Source organism: Citrobacter sp. KH_055_1, from assembly GCF_057838705.1.
Genome location: NZ_CM174473.1, coordinates 4,485,097 through 4,501,607 on the forward strand (window position 1 = coordinate 4,485,097; position 16,511 = coordinate 4,501,607).

The window sequence follows — 16,511 nt, forward strand, 5'->3', positions numbered from 1 at the left end:
CCTTTCATATTTTGAGCCGCTTATGCAGCGAAGATGGCCTGTTTTGCAGAAATTAACTTATTGGGCACTTAGGAGGAGGCTCATGAAGAAGAGTATCTGAGGATAACGCTTGAACTGAGAACTGCTTTACTAAAACTGCTTTCATAAGGTCTGTGTTCCAAACCGATGCAGCTATAGTAGCCTTACTTCTAATCATTACGCAAGCATTAATTTATTTAATGCCTTTAACTGGTGAAATGTTGAGCTGATTTGGTTAAGAGCCTAAGATAACACCTTGATGTATATATAATAAAAGCCCTGACCGTTGCAGCCAGGGCTTTAAGTTACTACAAACTTCAGATTTAACATTAATTGACTTACAATTTGATACTGCTGTTTGTACTACATTTTAAATGTACACGTTTACCACAGATAATATTGGAGAATGCTACTAACGAACCTTCCTCTATTTACCGTTAAACATATTTCGCCAGCTTGATGAATTCACTCAAGAATGGCGGCCTAAACAAGTACACTTCCCCTCGCGACATATACTCTTTGATGCGTTGCCTGACTTCCCTTGCGATTGCTCAATAATGGAAACCGCAAACATTAACTTTTAAATCATGGCCTTACATCGTCGCGCTTACTTAACTTTTTGCGATTACATATATCAACTACGTAGCCTTAAAGCATCGTCGATGTGAAATAAAATAACTTCAACGTCGACTACCCCATACAACAAAATACTTCGTGGCCTTTATCGCAATCCCCCTATCGAACTCTACTAACTCTTACTGCTTTAACAGCTAACTACTCTTTCGCTGCTGTTAAGTATTAACATACGGATTTTAAAAACAGTGTCAATACTGTTTTTAATGACATGTCTTTATTGACAGTATTCATAAGACTGCATGTCAGGCAAAAAAAAACCCGCCGAGGCGGGTTTTTCATTACGGTCAGCAACGATTAATCGTTGTTAGAACCGCCCAGACCTGCGTTCAGCAGTTCTGCCAGGCTGGCAGATGCATCTTCCGCAGTAACCTGAGGCGCTGCCGGCTGTTCGCCCGCTGCGCGACGGCGCATACGATCCTGGTGGTACGCATAACCGGTACCGGCAGGGATCAAACGACCCACGATAACGTTCTCTTTCAGGCCACGCAGTTCGTCGCGTTTACCCGCAACGGCTGCTTCGGTCAGGACACGCGTGGTCTCCTGGAACGATGCGGCAGAGATGAACGATTCGGTTGCCAGAGACGCTTTGGTGATACCCAGCAGGTCGCGAGAGTAAGTTGCCGCAACTTTGCCGTTCGCTTCCAGATCGCGGTTAGCAATCTTGACGCGGGAGTATTCAACCTGTTCGCCTTCCAGGAAGTCGGAGCTACCAGCACTGTCAATGGTCGCTTTACGCAGCATCTGACGAACGATAACTTCAATGTGTTTATCGTTAATCTTAACGCCTTGCAGACGGTAAACGTCCTGAACTTCGTTGGTGATGTAACGCGTTACCGCGTGTACGCCACGAAGACGCAGGATGTCGTGCGGTGCTTCCGGACCGTCGGAAACAACGTCACCACGTTCTACACGTTCACCTTCGAACACGTTGAGCTGACGCCATTTCGGAATCATCTCTTCGTACGGTTCGCTGCCGTCTAACGGGGTGATAACCAGACGACGCTTCCCTTTGGTTTCTTTACCGAAGGAAATGATACCGCTGATTTCCGCAAGGATAGCTGGCTCTTTCGGACGACGTGCTTCGAACAGATCCGCAACGCGTGGCAGACCACCGGTGATGTCCTTGGTACCGCTTGATTCCTGAGGAATACGCGCCAGAGCATCACCCGCACTGATCTGGATACCATCTTCCAGCTGGACGATTGCTTTACCCGGCAGGAAGTACTGCGCAGGCATATCGGTACCTGGGATTAGAACGTCGTTACCGTTAGCATCAACAATTTTCAGTGCCGGACGCAGGTCTTTACCACCTGCAGTACGCTCTGCAGAATCCAGAACCACCAGAGAAGACAGACCGGTCAGCTCGTCGGTCTGACGAGTAATGGTCTGGCCGTCGATCATGTCAGTGAAGCGGATGAAACCACTTACTTCAGTGATGACAGGCATGGTATGTGGATCCCAGTTTGCTACGGTTTCGCCGCCAGTAACCTGTTCGCCATCACCTTTCGCCATAACAGCACCGTAAGGCACTTTATAACTCTCTTTGGTACGACCGAATTCGTCGATCAGTTTCAGCTCGGTGTTACGCGAGGTCACTACCAGCTTACCGGCAGAGTTCACAACCGACTTCGCATTGCTCAGACGGATGCTACCTTTGTTTTTCACCTGGATGCTGGATTCAGCAGCCGCACGAGATGCCGCACCACCGATGTGGAACGTACGCATCGTCAGCTGTGTACCCGGTTCACCGATGGACTGTGCCGCGATAACGCCGATGGCTTCACCTTTGTTGATGATGTGGCCACGTGCCAGGTCACGACCATAGCAGTGCGCACATACACCAAAGTCGGTGTCACAAGATACAACGGAACGTACCTTGACGGAGTCAACGGAGTTCTCTTCCAGCAGGTCACACCAGTGCTCGTGCAGCAGCGTGTTGCGTGGAACCAGAATATCCGCGGTGCCCGGCTTCAGAACGTCTTCAGCAGTCACACGACCCAATACGCGATCGCGCAGCGGCTCTTTAACGTCACCACCCTCGATAACCGGGGTCATGGTGATGCCTTCCAGTGTGCCGCAGTCATCTTCAGTCACAACCAGATCCTGCGCGACGTCAACCAGACGACGTGTCAGATAACCGGAGTTTGCTGTTTTCAGTGCGGTATCCGCCAGACCTTTACGCGCACCGTGAGTAGAGATGAAGTACTGGAGTACGTTCAGACCTTCACGGAAGTTCGCGGTGATTGGCGTTTCGATGATGGAGCCATCCGGCTTCGCCATCAGACCACGCATACCTGCCAGCTGACGAATCTGTGCTGCAGAACCACGCGCACCGGAGTCGGCCATCATGTAGATGCTGTTGAAGGAAACCTGCTGCTCTTCGACGCCGTCACGGTTAATAACAGTTTCGGTTTGCAGGTTGTCCATCATCGCTTTGGATACACGATCGTTCGCCGCAGCCCAGATATCGATAACTTTGTTGTAGCGTTCGCCCGCGGTAACCAGACCAGACTGGAACTGCTCCTGGATCTCAGCAACTTCAGCTTCCGCTTCAGAGATGATCTCGTATTTCTTCTCTGGGATAACCATGTCGTCAATACCAACAGATGCGCCTGAGCGCGCTGCATAGGCAAAGCCGGTGTACATGGTCTGGTCAGCGAAGATAACGGTCGGCTTCAGGCCCAAAATGCGGTAACAGGTGTTCAGCATTTTGGAGATAGCTTTCTTACCCAGCGCCTGGTTGACGATGGAGAAAGGCAGACCTTTCGGTACGATCATCCACAAAATAGCACGGCCAACGGTCGTGTCTTTCAGGCTGGTATGCGCAACGAATTCGCCGTTTTCATCTTTTTCGTATTCGGTGATACGCACTTTAACGCGCGCATGCAGAGAGGCCAGGCCAGCGCGATAGATACGCTCAGCTTCTTTCGGGCCAGTCAGCACCATGCCTTCGCCTTTGGCGTTAACACAGTCACGGGTCATGTAGTACAGACCCAATACAACGTCCTGAGACGGAACGATGATAGGTTCGCCGTTCGCCGGGGACAGGATGTTGTTGGTAGACATCATCAGCGCACGCGCTTCGAGCTGGGCTTCCAGCGTCAGCGGTACGTGAACAGCCATCTGGTCACCATCGAAGTCGGCGTTATATGCCGCACAAACCAGCGGGTGCAGCTGGATAGCTTTACCTTCGATCAGTACCGGTTCAAATGCCTGGATACCCAGACGGTGCAGTGTTGGTGCACGGTTCAGCAGTACCGGGTGTTCGCGGATAACTTCGTCCAGGATATCCCAAACGACAGCTTCTTCACGCTCAACCATTTTCTTAGCGGCTTTAATGGTGGTGGCGAGGCCACGCAGTTCCAGCTTGCCGTAGATGAACGGTTTGAACAGTTCCAGTGCCATTTTCTTCGGCAGGCCGCACTGATGCAGACGCAGGTATGGACCTACGGTGATAACAGAACGACCGGAGTAGTCAACACGCTTACCGAGCAGGTTCTGACGGAAACGACCCTGCTTACCTTTGATCATATCGGCCAAAGATTTCAGAGGACGTTTGTTAGAACCGGTGATCGCACGACCGCGACGACCGTTATCCAGCAGGGCGTCAACCGCTTCCTGCAGCATACGTTTTTCGTTACGTACGATGATATCTGGCGCCGCCAGATCCAGCAGACGTTTCAGACGGTTGTTACGGTTAATGACGCGACGATACAGATCGTTCAGGTCAGAAGTCGCAAAACGACCACCATCCAGCGGAACCAGCGGACGCAGATCTGGCGGCAGAACCGGCAGAACGGTCAGGATCATCCACTCTGGCTTGTTGCCAGACTGTACGAACGCTTCCAGCAGTTTGATACGCTTGGTCAGCTTCTTACGCTTGGTTTCGGAGTTGGTTTCGTTCAGCTCTTCGCGCAGAGTTTCACACTCTTGCTCCAGATCCATGCTCTTCAGCAGGGCCTGGATAGCTTCCGCACCCATCTTCGCGTCGAATTCGTCACCGAACTCTTCCAGCGCGTCCAGATACTGCTCTTCAGTCAGGATCTGTTGACGTTCCAGATTGGTCATACCGCCTTCGATAACAACATATGATTCGAAGTACAGTACGCGTTCGATATCACGCAGCGGCATATCGAGCAACAGACCGATACGGGACGGCAGTGATTTCAGGAACCAGATGTGCGCAGTCGGAGACGCCAGCTCGATGTGGCCCATACGCTCACGGCGTACTTTAGTCTGGGTCACTTCAACGCCGCACTTCTCACAGATCACACCACGGTGTTTCAGGCGCTTGTACTTACCGCACAGGCACTCGTAATCTTTTACTGGCCCAAAGATACGGGCGCAGAAAAGGCCGTCACGCTCAGGTTTGAACGTACGGTAGTTAATGGTTTCCGGCTTCTTAACTTCACCGAAAGACCATGAACGGATCATGTCTGGCGAAGCCAGAGCAATTTTGATCGCATCAAACTCTTCGGTTTTAGTCTGCGCTTTCAGAAACTTTAATAAATCTTTCACGGATTTGCTCCCGTCGGAGTTAGCACAATCTGGCGCCGGGTCTTACCCCGGCACCAGTGACCTGTTTGAGCGAGAGTTACTCGTCTTCCAGCTCGATGTTGATACCCAGCGAACGAATCTCTTTCAACAGTACGTTGAAGGATTCTGGCATGCCTGGTTCCATCTGATGGTTGCCGTCCACGATGTTTTTATACATCTTGGTACGACCATTCACGTCATCAGACTTAACGGTGAGCATTTCCTGCAGGGTGTATGCCGCGCCATATGCTTCCAGCGCCCACACTTCCATCTCCCCGAAGCGCTGACCACCGAACTGAGCCTTACCACCCAGCGGCTGCTGAGTAACCAGGCTGTAAGAACCGGTAGAACGCGCGTGCATCTTGTCATCAACCAAGTGGTTCAGTTTCAGCATGTACATGTAGCCAACGGTAACCTGGCGCTCGAATTGCTCACCGGTACGACCGTCGAACAGTGTGATCTGACCAGAAGTCGGCAGGCCACCCAGCTGTAACAGTTCCTTGATTTCAGACTCTTTCGCACCGTCGAAGACCGGCGTTGCGATCGGCATACCTTTTTTCAGGTTTTCAGCCAGACGCAGAACTTCTTCATCACTGAAGGTATTCAGGTCAACTTTCTGACGAACGTCGGTACCCAGATCGTAGGCACGCTGGATGAATTCGCGCAGTTTGGCGACTTCTTCTTGCTGCTTCAGCATGGCGTTGATTTTCTCGCCGATACCTTTCGCAGCCATACCCAGGTGGGTCTCAAGGATCTGACCGATGTTCATACGCGATGGTACGCCCAGCGGGTTCAGTACGATATCAACCGGCGTACCGTTAGCATCGTGTGGCATATCTTCGATCGGGTTGATCTTAGAGATAACACCCTTGTTACCGTGACGACCTGCCATCTTATCACCAGGCTGGATCCGACGTTTAACCGCCAGATAAACCTTAACAATCTTCAGCACGCCTGGTGCCAGATCGTCGCCCTGAGTGATTTTACGGCGTTTCGCTTCGAGTTTTTTCTCGAATTCGTGTTTCAGTTCGTCGTACTGCTCAGCCAGCTGTTCCAGCTGATTTTGTTTCTCTTCGTCGGTCAGGCCGAGTTCCAGCCAGCGATCGCGCGGCAGTTTGTCGAGCTTCTCAGCTTCAACGCCACCGGCAACCAGCACCGCGTAGATACGGCTAAACAGGCCAGCTTCGAGGATCTGCAGTTCTTCAGACAGGTCTTTCTTCGCCTGCTTCAGCTGCATCTCTTCGATTTCCAGCGCACGTTTGTCTTTTTCTACGCCATCGCGAGTAAAGACCTGAACGTCGATAATCGTACCGGAAACACCGTTTGGTACACGCAGAGAAGAGTCTTTAACATCAGACGCTTTCTCACCGAAGATGGCACGCAGCAGCTTCTCTTCTGGGGTCAGCTGGGTTTCACCTTTCGGCGTTACCTTACCTACCAGAATGTCGCCACCGGTGACTTCTGCACCAATGTAAACGATACCGGACTCATCCAGTTTGGAGAGCGCAGCTTCACCCACGTTCGGGATATCAGCGGTGATCTCTTCCGGCCCCAGCTTGGTGTCACGGGACACACATGCCAGTTCCTGAATGTGGATGGTAGTGAAACGGTCTTCCTGAACAACACGCTCGGAAACGAGGATGGAGTCTTCGAAGTTGTAACCGTTCCATGGCATGAATGCCACGCGCATGTTCTGACCCAGAGCCAGTTCACCAAGGTCGGTGGACGGACCGTCTGCCAGCACATCACCACGTTCAACCGGCTCGCCCAGAGAGACACAAGGCATCTGGTTGATACAGGTGTTCTGGTTAGAACGGGTGTATTTGGTCAGGTTATAGATGTCGATACCCGCTTCGCCCGCATGCATCTCGTCTTCGTTAACTTTGATAACGATACGGGAAGCATCAACGTACTGAACGGTACCGCCACGCTTAGCAACAGCAGTAACACCGGAGTCAACGGCAACAGCACGCTCCATACCGGTACCAACCAGCGGCTTATCAGCACGCAGAGTCGGAACCGCCTGACGTTGCATGTTCGCACCCATCAATGCACGGTTGGCGTCATCGTGTTCCAGGAACGGGATCAGGGACGCACCGACGGATACCACCTGCTGGGTGGATACGTCCATGTAGTCAACCTGGTCACGGCTGAACAAGCTGGATTCGCCTTTGCTACGACATGTTACCAGGTCTTCTACAAAGTGGCCTTCGTCATCCAGGTTGGAGTTCGCCTGAGCGATAACGTAGTTGCCTTCTTCGATAGCAGACAAGTAATGAATTTCGTCGGTAACAACACCGTCAGTCACTTTACGATACGGCGTCTCAAGGAAGCCATATTCGTTAGTCTGTGCGTACACGGACAGGGAGTTGATCAGACCGATGTTCGGACCTTCAGGGGTTTCGATTGGACATACGCGACCGTAGTGAGTCGGGTGTACGTCTCGAACTTCGAAGCCTGCACGTTCACGGGTCAGACCGCCTGGGCCGAGGGCAGAGATACGACGCTTGTGCGTAATCTCAGACAGCGGGTTGTTCTGGTCCATAAACTGAGACAGCTGGCTGGAACCGAAGAACTCTTTCACTGCGGCAGAAATCGGCTTGGCGTTGATCATATCCTGAGGCATCAGGGTATCCAGATCGCCCAGAGACAGACGCTCTTTCACCGCACGCTCTACACGTACCAGGCCAACGCGGAACTGGTTTTCCGCCATTTCGCCAACGGAACGGATACGACGGTTACCGAGGTGGTCGATATCATCGACTTCGCCTTTACCGTTACGGATATCGATGAGCTTCTTCATCACTTCGATGATGTCGTCTTTGCTCAGGATACCGGAACCTTCGATCTCGTCACGCAGCAGAGAACGGTTGAACTTCATACGACCAACCGCAGACAAGTCATAGCGGTCTTCGGAGAAGAACAGGTTCTCGAACAGGCTTTCAGCAGCTTCGCGAGTCGGCGGCTCACCAGGGCGCATCATGCGGTAGATTTCTACCAGCGCGCTCAGACGATCGTTGGTTGGGTCGACGCGTATAGTTTCAGAAATATACGCACCGTGATCCAGATCGTTGGTAAACAGCGTTTCGATACGCTTGTGACCAGACTGGCTCAGCTTCGCCAGTAGATCCAGGCTCAGCTCCATGTTCGCTGCGCAAATCAGCTCACCGGTTGATGCGTCAACGTAGTCTTTAGCCGCAACTTTGCCCGCGATGTATTCAACTGGAACTTCGATAAGCTTGATATCGTCTTTTTCCAGCTGACGAATATGGCGCGCAGTGATGCGACGACCTTTTTCGACGTAGATTTTGCCGTTGGCTTCGATATCAAAGGAGGCGGTTTCACCACGCAGGCGTTCCGGCACCAGTTCCATCTGCAGCTTGTTGTCACGAATTTCGAAGACAACTTTCTCAAAGAACAGGTCAAGGATCTGTTCAGTGGTGTACTGCAGCGCACGCAGAATAATGGTCGCTGGCAGTTTGCGGCGACGGTCAATACGTACGAACAGGTTGTCCTTCGGATCGAATTCGAAATCCAGCCAGGAACCACGGTAAGGAATGATACGCGCGTTATAAAGCACTTTACCCGAAGAGTGGGTTTTACCCTTATCGGAGTCAAAGAAGACGCCTGGGCTACGGTGCAACTGGGAAACAATAACACGCTCGGTACCGTTGATGACAAAGGTACCGTTGTCAGTCATGAGTGGAATTTCACCCATGTAGACTTCTTGTTCTTTAATGTCTTTTACGGTGCCTTCCGGCGCTTCGCGCTCGTAGATCACCAGACGCAGTTTGACGCGCAGCGGTGCGGAATAAGTCACGCCACGGATCTGACATTCCTGAACGTCAAAAACAGGTTCGCCAAGGCGGTAGCTGACGTACTGCAGCTCAGAATTACCGCTATAGCTTTTAATAGGGAAAACGGAACGGAAAGCTGCTTCCAGACCATACTGCCCTTCAGGATCTTGCTCGATGAACTTCTGAAACGAGTCAAGCTGGATAGAAAGGAGATAAGGTATGTCCAACACTTGCGGACGTTTACCAAAATCCTTACGAATACGTTTTTTCTCGGTATAGGAGTAAACCATTAGGGTTCCTCAGCTCGCTGACAAGTCGACCCATCTGTCCGACGAAGGGACAGTTTGTGCAACACTATTTTGTTGACCGGAAAATCGAATACTTTCCGCAATGCCTGTTGCTATCACGCTTAAACCATTTCGTTGCGATTTACACAGAGCGGAGGCTCTGTCGCAATATATTAAGGCGTCGATAGAAACAAACATTGAAAGGCACAACAGTAGTCAAACAGTGTGAAATGCTACTGGCGCCTTACAGCGCAAAAAGGCTGGTGACTAAAAAGTCACCAGCCATCAGCCTAATTTCTTAGGCTGCAACTAGAAAAGTTGGCTTATTTAACTTCAACTTCAGCGCCAGCTTCTTCCAGAGATTTTTTCAGTGCTTCAGCGTCATCTTTGCTCACGCCTTCTTTCAGAGCGGCCGGAGCAGATTCTACCAGGTCTTTAGCTTCTTTCAGACCCAGGCCAGTTGCGCCACGTACTGCTTTGATTACTGCAACTTTGTTCGCGCCGATACCTTTCAGAATCACGTCGAATTCAGTTTTTTCTTCAGCAGCTTCAGCCGGGCCCGCAGCTACAGCTACAGCAGCAGCAGCAGAAACACCGAATTTTTCTTCCATTGCAGAAATCAGTTCTACAACGTCCATTACGGACATAGCGGATACTGCTTCAATGATTTGATCTTTAGTGATAGACATTTAAATTGTTCCTGAAAATCAGAATAAGTTTATACGTAAGCAGATGCTTGATAAAGATAACTGCGATTAAGCAGCTTCTTTCGCATCGCGAACAGCAGCCAGAGTGCGAACCAGTTTGCCAGCCGAAGCTTCTTTCATGGTTGCCATCAGGCGTGCAATTGCTTCTTCGTAGGTCGGCAGAGTTGCCAGGCGATCGATTTGCGATGCCGGGATCAATTCACCTTCAAAGGCTGCGGCTTTGACCTCAAATTTTGCATTCGCTTTCGCGAAATCTTTGAACAGACGAGCAGCTGCGCCCGGGTGTTCCATAGAATATGCAATCAGGGTCGGACCAACGAACGCGTCTTTCAGGCACTCGAACTGAGTACCTTCAACAACACGGCGCAGCAGAGTGTTACGAACAACACGCATGTATACGCCGGCTTCGCGACCTGCTTTACGCAGTTCAGTCATTTTGTCTACAGTAACGCCACGGGAATCCGCAACTACTGCAGACAGCGCGCCTTTGGCTACTTCGCTGACTTCAGCAACAATCGCTTGTTTGTCTTGAAGATTTAAAGCCATTAGCTTTGCTCCTGGATGTTTGCCGGGACTCATGTCCCGGAACTCACTTCACTCTTCCCAACGGACAGAGCGTCTTAATACGGTGAGCAGAAACAAGCCAGAGTATCAGAAATAATCTTAGCGTTCTGTCACCGTCTACGCAGGGCATTAAGCTTCTTTCGAAACACCTGCGGTCTTCGACGGAGGCCTGGATAGGCCAGGCTCCAACGAACAAATCTTGTCTATCTGTCGCTATTCAATCTGTGACGGCGTTGACTGCCTTCGTTCACACCAGTCACATAGTTAACTATGCTCCTGGCGATTCACTCAGTTGTCGCCTTGCCACAGCCTGAATATCTTGGATATACGTCTGCAATTAGCAGAAACGTGGGGGTAAGATTGTAGACAAAATCACCGCCCACGTAAAGGCGAATATTAGTTCGCCACAGTCGCGGTCAGACCGGACTGATCAACGGCAACACCAGCACCCATGGTGGTGGAGATGCTAACTTTCTTGATGTACACGCCTTTAGCCTGAGTCGGTTTCGCTTTTTTCAGCGCAACCAGCAGAGATTCCAGGTTTTCTTTCAGTTTGTCAGCGTCAAAATCCACTTTACCGATGGTAGTGTGGATGATGCCGTTTTTGTCGTTACGGTAACGAACCTGACCCGCTTTAGCGTTCTTAACCGCTTCAGCAACGTTAGGGGTTACAGTACCAACTTTCGGGTTTGGCATCAGGCCACGCGGACCCAGAACCTGGCCCAACTGGCCAACAACGCGCATTGCATCCGGGGAAGCAATAACAACGTCAAAGTTCATTTCGCCTTTCTTGATCTGGTCAGCCAGATCTTCCATACCTACCAGTTCAGCGCCAGCAGCTTTAGCAGCTTCAGCGTTTGCGCCCTGGGCAAATACGGCTACGCGAACGGAACGGCCAGTACCGTGCGGCAGTACAGTTGCACCACGTACGTTCTGGTCAGATTTACGAGCATCGATACCGAGGTTAACGGCAACGTCAACGCTTTCTACGAATTTAGCAGTGGCCAGCTCTTTCAGCAGAGCAATAGCTTCGTTGATATCATACTGTTTAGTTGTATCAACTTTGTCACGGATCACGCGCATACGCTTGGTCAGTTTAGCCATTTCTTAATCCTCCACTACCAGGCCCATGGAACGTGCAGTACCTTCAATGGAGCGAGTCATCGCTTCAATGTCGGAACCAGTCATGTCGGCAGCTTTGGTCTGCGCGATTTCCTGCAGCTGGGCGCGGGAAATTTTACCCACTTTGTCTTTGTTCGGCTTACCGGAACCAGACTTGATACCTGCCGCTTTCTTCAGCAGAACTGCTGCCGGAGGCGTTTTGGTAACGAAAGTGAAAGAACGGTCAGCGTAAACGGTGATAACAACCGGGATCGGCAGACCTTTCTCCATGGAATCAGTTTTTGCGTTAAACGCTTTGCAGAATTCCATGATGTTCACGCCTTGTTGACCCAGTGCTGGACCTACCGGCGGGCTCGGGTTAGCCATACCAGCTGCAACCTGCAGCTTGACATAGGCTTGGACTTTCTTAGCCATTCTAAATTCCTCTAGTTGGGTTATAGCGCCTCAAAAAGGCTCCCCGTGATAAAATTCGTTTTACGGATGCTATCCATAAAAACAAAAGGCGCGAAATTGTATTCCAATCTCGCGCCTTGTGCAACGATTAAATCGCCGCTTTTTTGATCGACTTGTTAGGCTTTCTCAACCTGAGCGAAGTCCAGCTCAACCGGCGTTGCACGGCCAAAGATAGATACGGAAACCTTCAGACGAGACTTCTCATAATCCACTTCTTCAACTACGCCGTTAAAGTCAGCAAACGGACCGTCGCTAACGCGAACCATTTCGCCCGGTTCAAACATCGTTTTCGGACGTGGCTTATCGCCAACCTGCTGCAGGCGGTTCATGATCGCATCAACTTCTTTGTCGCTGATCGGAGCTGGACGGTCAGAAGTACCGCCAATAAAGCCCATCACACGCGGCACGCTACGCACCAGGTGCCAGCTCGCATCGTTCATGACCATCTGGACCAGTACATAGCCCGGGAAGAATTTACGTTCGCTTTTGCGACGCTGGCCGCCACGGATTTCGACCACTTCTTCAGTCGGCACCATGACTTCGCCAAACAACTCTTCCATATTTTGTAACTTGATATACTCACGCAGCGATGTGGCTACGCGGCCTTCAAAACCGGAAAACGCCTGAACGACGTACCAGCGCTTTTTAGGAGCTTCAGACATCTTAGAACCTCAGGCCAGTGATAAAGGATACCAGGCGAACCAGAATACCATCCAGTCCCCACAGGATCAGTGACATTACCGCAGTGACCGCAGCAACGATCAGCGTGGTGTGCAGCGTTTCCTGGCGAGTTGGCCAAATGACCTTACGGACTTCGGTACGCGCTTCACGGGCAAAAGCAACGGTCGCTTTACCTTTTGTCGTCAACAGCGCGACACCGCCCGCTGCAGCAATCAGAATCACTACGGCTAGCGCACGCAACGGCAGCATCATGTCACGATAGAGGTAGTTGCCAACGATAGCGACAAGCAGCAATACAGCGACAACAACCCACTTCATCGCTTCCAGGCCGCGCCCGCTTCCTTGAGCTTCGGTATTCGCACTCATAAACCAACCTGTCAGAAGTATTCTACAAACATTTTCACCCCGCGTACGCGAGGCGATCCAAACCGAAATGCTCTGGTGCGTTTCGGACTAAACGCCCTCTTCAGAGCCTGTCTCAGCAATGATTATGGCAAAAAAAATCACTGATGAGCCAGGTTCTGGTTCGACAGCGTATAAAAAGGGCATCAAATGATGCCCTTTTATTGCGCATTGCGTCAAATAATATCAGCAATTAGCTCAGAACTTTAGCAACAACGCCCGCACCAACAGTACGGCCGCCTTCACGGATTGCGAAACGCAGACCGTCGTCCATCGCGATCGGGTGGATCAGGGTAACAACCATTTTGATGTTGTCGCCCGGCATTACCATCTCTACGCCTTCCGGCAGTTCGATGGTACCCGTCACGTCAGTAGTACGGAAGTAGAACTGCGGACGGTAGCCTTTGAAGAACGGAGTATGACGGCCGCCTTCGTCTTTGGACAGGATGTAAACTTCAGATTCGAATTTGGTGTGCGGCTTGATAGAGCCCGGCTTAGCCAGTACCTGACCACGTTCGATTTCTTCACGTTTGATACCACGCAGCAGAACACCAACGTTCTCACCAGCACGGCCTTCGTCCAGCAGTTTGCGGAACATTTCAACGCCAGTACAGGTAGACTTAGCAGTCTCTTTGATACCAACGATTTCAACTTCTTCGCCAACTTTAACGATACCGCGCTCTACACGACCGGTAACAACAGTACCACGGCCGGAGATGGAAAATACGTCTTCGATAGGCAGCAGGAACGGCTTGTCAATCGCACGTTCTGGTTCCGGGATGTAAGAATCCAGGTAGCCAGCCAGTTCAACGATTTTAGCTTCCCACTCAGCTTCGCCTTCCAGCGCTTTCAGAGCAGAACCACGAACGATCGGAGTATCGTCGCCCGGGAAATCGTACTGAGACAGAAGTTCACGAACTTCCATTTCTACCAGTTCCAGCAGCTCTTCGTCATCAACCATGTCGCATTTGTTCAGGAACACGATGATGTACGGAACGCCAACCTGACGACCCAGCAGGATGTGCTCACGAGTCTGCGGCATCGGGCCGTCAGTCGCAGCAACAACCAGGATCGCGCCGTCCATCTGCGCAGCACCGGTGATCATGTTTTTAACATAGTCGGCGTGGCCCGGGCAGTCTACGTGTGCGTAGTGGCGAGACGGGGTGTCATATTCAACGTGAGACGTGTTGATGGTGATACCACGTGCTTTTTCTTCCGGTGCGTTATCGATCTGATCGAATGCACGAGCAGAACCGCCGTAGGTTTTAGCCAGTACGGTAGTGATTGCAGCAGTCAGCGTTGTTTTACCATGGTCAACGTGGCCGATAGTACCGACGTTAACGTGCGGTTTTGTACGTTCAAATTTTTCTTTAGACATCGATTGTCCCTCTAAGACACGGATAAATCGGTGATATCACCACATCAACCAGGCAATATACCTGAACTGTTGAATGCTTTTAAAAGTAAACAGAGAGAAACGGGAAGGAGAAGTGAAGTGGTGCTGATACCCAGAGTCGAACTGGGGACCTCACCCTTACCAAGGGTGCGCTCTACCAACTGAGCCATATCAGCACGTCTGGAGCGGGCAGCGGGAATCGAACCCGCATCATCAGCTTGGAAGGCTGAGGTAATAGCCATTATACGATGCCCGCATCCTGAAACTCGGCTACCCAGTTCTTTCTGTAACAAAAAAGAGATTTCTCTCTTTTCTGTTTGAGCTGGTTAATTTTTCTAACCAACCCAGGCGGCGATAACGCTGCCAGAAAGTGGTGGTGGGGGAAGGATTCGAACCTTCGAAGTCTGTGACGGCAGATTTACAGTCTGCTCCCTTTGGCCGCTCGGGAACCCCACCGGACTTGATGGTGCCGACTACCGGAATCGAACTGGTGACCTACTGATTACAAGTCAGTTGCTCTACCTACTGAGCTAAGTCGGCATCAAGTAGCGCGCATTTTATGGAGACCTGCGCTTTCATGCAACTAAAAAATCGCATAAAACGTTCTATCGCTCACATTTTACACTATACGGCCGATAAATAATCTATTCTCGCGCCTGACTGTACAAATTTACAACGTTTCACGACCGTCCAGGAGGTGTTTTACTCCATCATATGTATACCAACTGATGCAAAGTGCCTCTTTTTACATCTGGAATACCCGTCACATTGCTTTTCAGGGGATGATTTTTTCTTATTATTCCCTCCCATCTGGTGTTACCCTCCTGCCCATTGTCCAAATTAACTGAAATGTGACGTGCCATTGCGTGCCAGGGATGAATTCATTTTTTATTACTGACCTGATATCGCAATGACAGCCAGACCATGCGTATGAGTATAAAAGAGCAAGCGTTAATGACGCCTTACCTACAGTTTGATCGCAACCAGTGGGCTGCGCTTCGTGATTCCGTGCCGATGACCCTGACCGAGGAAGAGATTGCTCGTCTGAAAGGCATTAATGAAGACTTATCGCTGGAAGAAGTTGCCGAGATTTATTTGCCCTTATCGCGTTTGCTAAACTTTTACATCAGTTCAAACCTGCGCCGTCAGGCTGTGCTGGAGCAATTTTTAGGCACCAACGGCGAGCGTATTCCTTATATCATCAGTATTGCTGGCAGCGTTGCGGTAGGAAAAAGTACCACTGCGCGCGTCCTGCAGGCATTGTTGAGTCGCTGGCCTGAGCATCGCAAGGTTGAGTTGATTACCACCGATGGCTTTCTTCACCCTAACCAGGTGTTGAAAGACCGTGGACTTATGAAGAAGAAAGGCTTCCCTCAGTCCTACGATATGCACCGTCTGGTAAAATTCGTTTCCGACCTCAAGTCAGGTGTCCCTAACGTCACGGCGCCGGTTTATTCACATCTTATCTATGATGTGATCCCTGATGGAGACAAGACCGTCGCACAACCCGATATTTTAATTCTCGAAGGATTAAACGTATTACAAAGTGGGATGGATTACCCTCACGATCCACATCATGTATTTGTTTCTGACTTTGTCGACTTCTCTATTTACGTTGACGCACCAGAAGAATTACTCCAGACGTGGTATATCAATCGTTTCCTGAAATTCCGTGAAGGGGCATTTACCAACCCCGACTCTTATTTCCATAACTACGCCAAACTGTCTGAAGATGAGGCTATCAATACCGCCACAACACTTTGGAAAGAAATTAACTGGCTGAATTTAAAACAAAATATCTTACCAACGCGTGAGCGAGCCAGCTTAATCATGACTAAAAGCGCCAACCATGCTGTTGAACAAGTGAGATTACGGAAATAAACAAAAAGGGGAGCTATCGCTCCCCTTTTTA

At 50.5% G+C, this 16,511-nt stretch carries 10 protein-coding genes and 4 tRNA genes; 1 reads left to right on the forward strand and 13 read right to left on the reverse strand.

The features are described 5' to 3' along the window. Window positions 1-948 precede the first annotated feature (948 nt). From rpoC to AC3ITF_RS21130, 13 genes are all read right to left on the reverse strand, one after another. Window positions 949-5,172 carry a DNA-directed RNA polymerase subunit beta' gene (rpoC, locus tag AC3ITF_RS21070; protein WP_115259738.1) on the reverse strand — a complete coding sequence of 1,408 codons (4,224 nt, stop codon included), beginning with the start codon at window positions 5,170-5,172 and terminating at the stop codon, window positions 949-951. A gap of 76 nt (window positions 5,173-5,248) precedes the next feature. After that, window positions 5,249-9,277 carry a DNA-directed RNA polymerase subunit beta gene (gene rpoB, locus AC3ITF_RS21075; protein WP_096758781.1) on the reverse strand — a complete coding sequence of 1,343 codons (4,029 nt, stop codon included), beginning with the start codon at window positions 9,275-9,277 and terminating at the stop codon, window positions 5,249-5,251. A 320-nt stretch (window positions 9,278-9,597) separates the two neighbouring features. Next, a complete protein-coding gene (gene rplL / locus AC3ITF_RS21080) occupies window positions 9,598-9,963 on the reverse strand; it encodes a 50S ribosomal protein L7/L12 (RefSeq protein ID WP_049842133.1) in 366 nt (121 codons plus the stop codon). A 66-nt stretch (window positions 9,964-10,029) separates the two neighbouring features. Next, a complete protein-coding gene (rplJ, locus tag AC3ITF_RS21085; protein WP_007704673.1) occupies window positions 10,030-10,527 on the reverse strand; it encodes a 50S ribosomal protein L10 in 498 nt (165 codons plus the stop codon). Window positions 10,528-10,941: 414 nt separating this feature from the next. Further along, window positions 10,942-11,649, reverse strand: a complete 708-nt coding sequence (gene rplA / locus AC3ITF_RS21090; RefSeq protein ID WP_096758782.1) for a 50S ribosomal protein L1 — start codon at window positions 11,647-11,649, stop codon at window positions 10,942-10,944. A gap of 3 nt (window positions 11,650-11,652) precedes the next feature. Further along, window positions 11,653-12,081, reverse strand: a complete 429-nt coding sequence (gene rplK, locus AC3ITF_RS21095) for a 50S ribosomal protein L11 (protein ID WP_003033122.1) — start codon at window positions 12,079-12,081, stop codon at window positions 11,653-11,655. A 155-nt stretch (window positions 12,082-12,236) separates the two neighbouring features. Beyond that, window positions 12,237-12,782 carry a transcription termination/antitermination protein NusG gene (nusG, locus tag AC3ITF_RS21100; RefSeq protein ID WP_003033125.1) on the reverse strand — a complete coding sequence of 182 codons (546 nt, stop codon included), beginning with the start codon at window positions 12,780-12,782 and terminating at the stop codon, window positions 12,237-12,239. 1 nt (window position 12,783) lies between these two features. Then, window positions 12,784-13,167 (reverse strand): preprotein translocase subunit SecE, encoded by a 384-nt coding sequence (gene secE, locus AC3ITF_RS21105; protein ID WP_003033128.1) that lies wholly within the window; start codon window positions 13,165-13,167, stop codon window positions 12,784-12,786. A gap of 229 nt (window positions 13,168-13,396) precedes the next feature. Continuing rightward, the gene (tuf, locus tag AC3ITF_RS21110; RefSeq protein WP_096759316.1) at window positions 13,397-14,581 is read right to left on the reverse strand and encodes an elongation factor Tu; all 1,185 of its coding nucleotides are present in this window, start codon (window positions 14,579-14,581) and stop codon (window positions 13,397-13,399) included. Window positions 14,582-14,699: 118 nt separating this feature from the next. Next, window positions 14,700-14,775 (reverse strand) — tRNA-Thr (locus AC3ITF_RS21115). 5 nt (window positions 14,776-14,780) lie between these two features. Next, a tRNA-Gly gene (locus tag AC3ITF_RS21120) sits at window positions 14,781-14,855 on the reverse strand. A gap of 115 nt (window positions 14,856-14,970) precedes the next feature. Next, window positions 14,971-15,055 (reverse strand) — tRNA-Tyr (locus AC3ITF_RS21125). Window positions 15,056-15,063: 8 nt separating this feature from the next. Next, a tRNA-Thr gene (locus AC3ITF_RS21130) sits at window positions 15,064-15,139 on the reverse strand. Window positions 15,140-15,529: 390 nt separating this feature from the next. Between AC3ITF_RS21130 and coaA the strand changes: the two genes are divergently transcribed. Beyond that, window positions 15,530-16,480: a type I pantothenate kinase gene (gene coaA, locus AC3ITF_RS21135; protein WP_096759485.1), complete on the forward strand. Its 951-nt coding sequence runs from the start codon at window positions 15,530-15,532 to the stop codon at window positions 16,478-16,480. Window positions 16,481-16,511 lie beyond the last annotated feature (31 nt).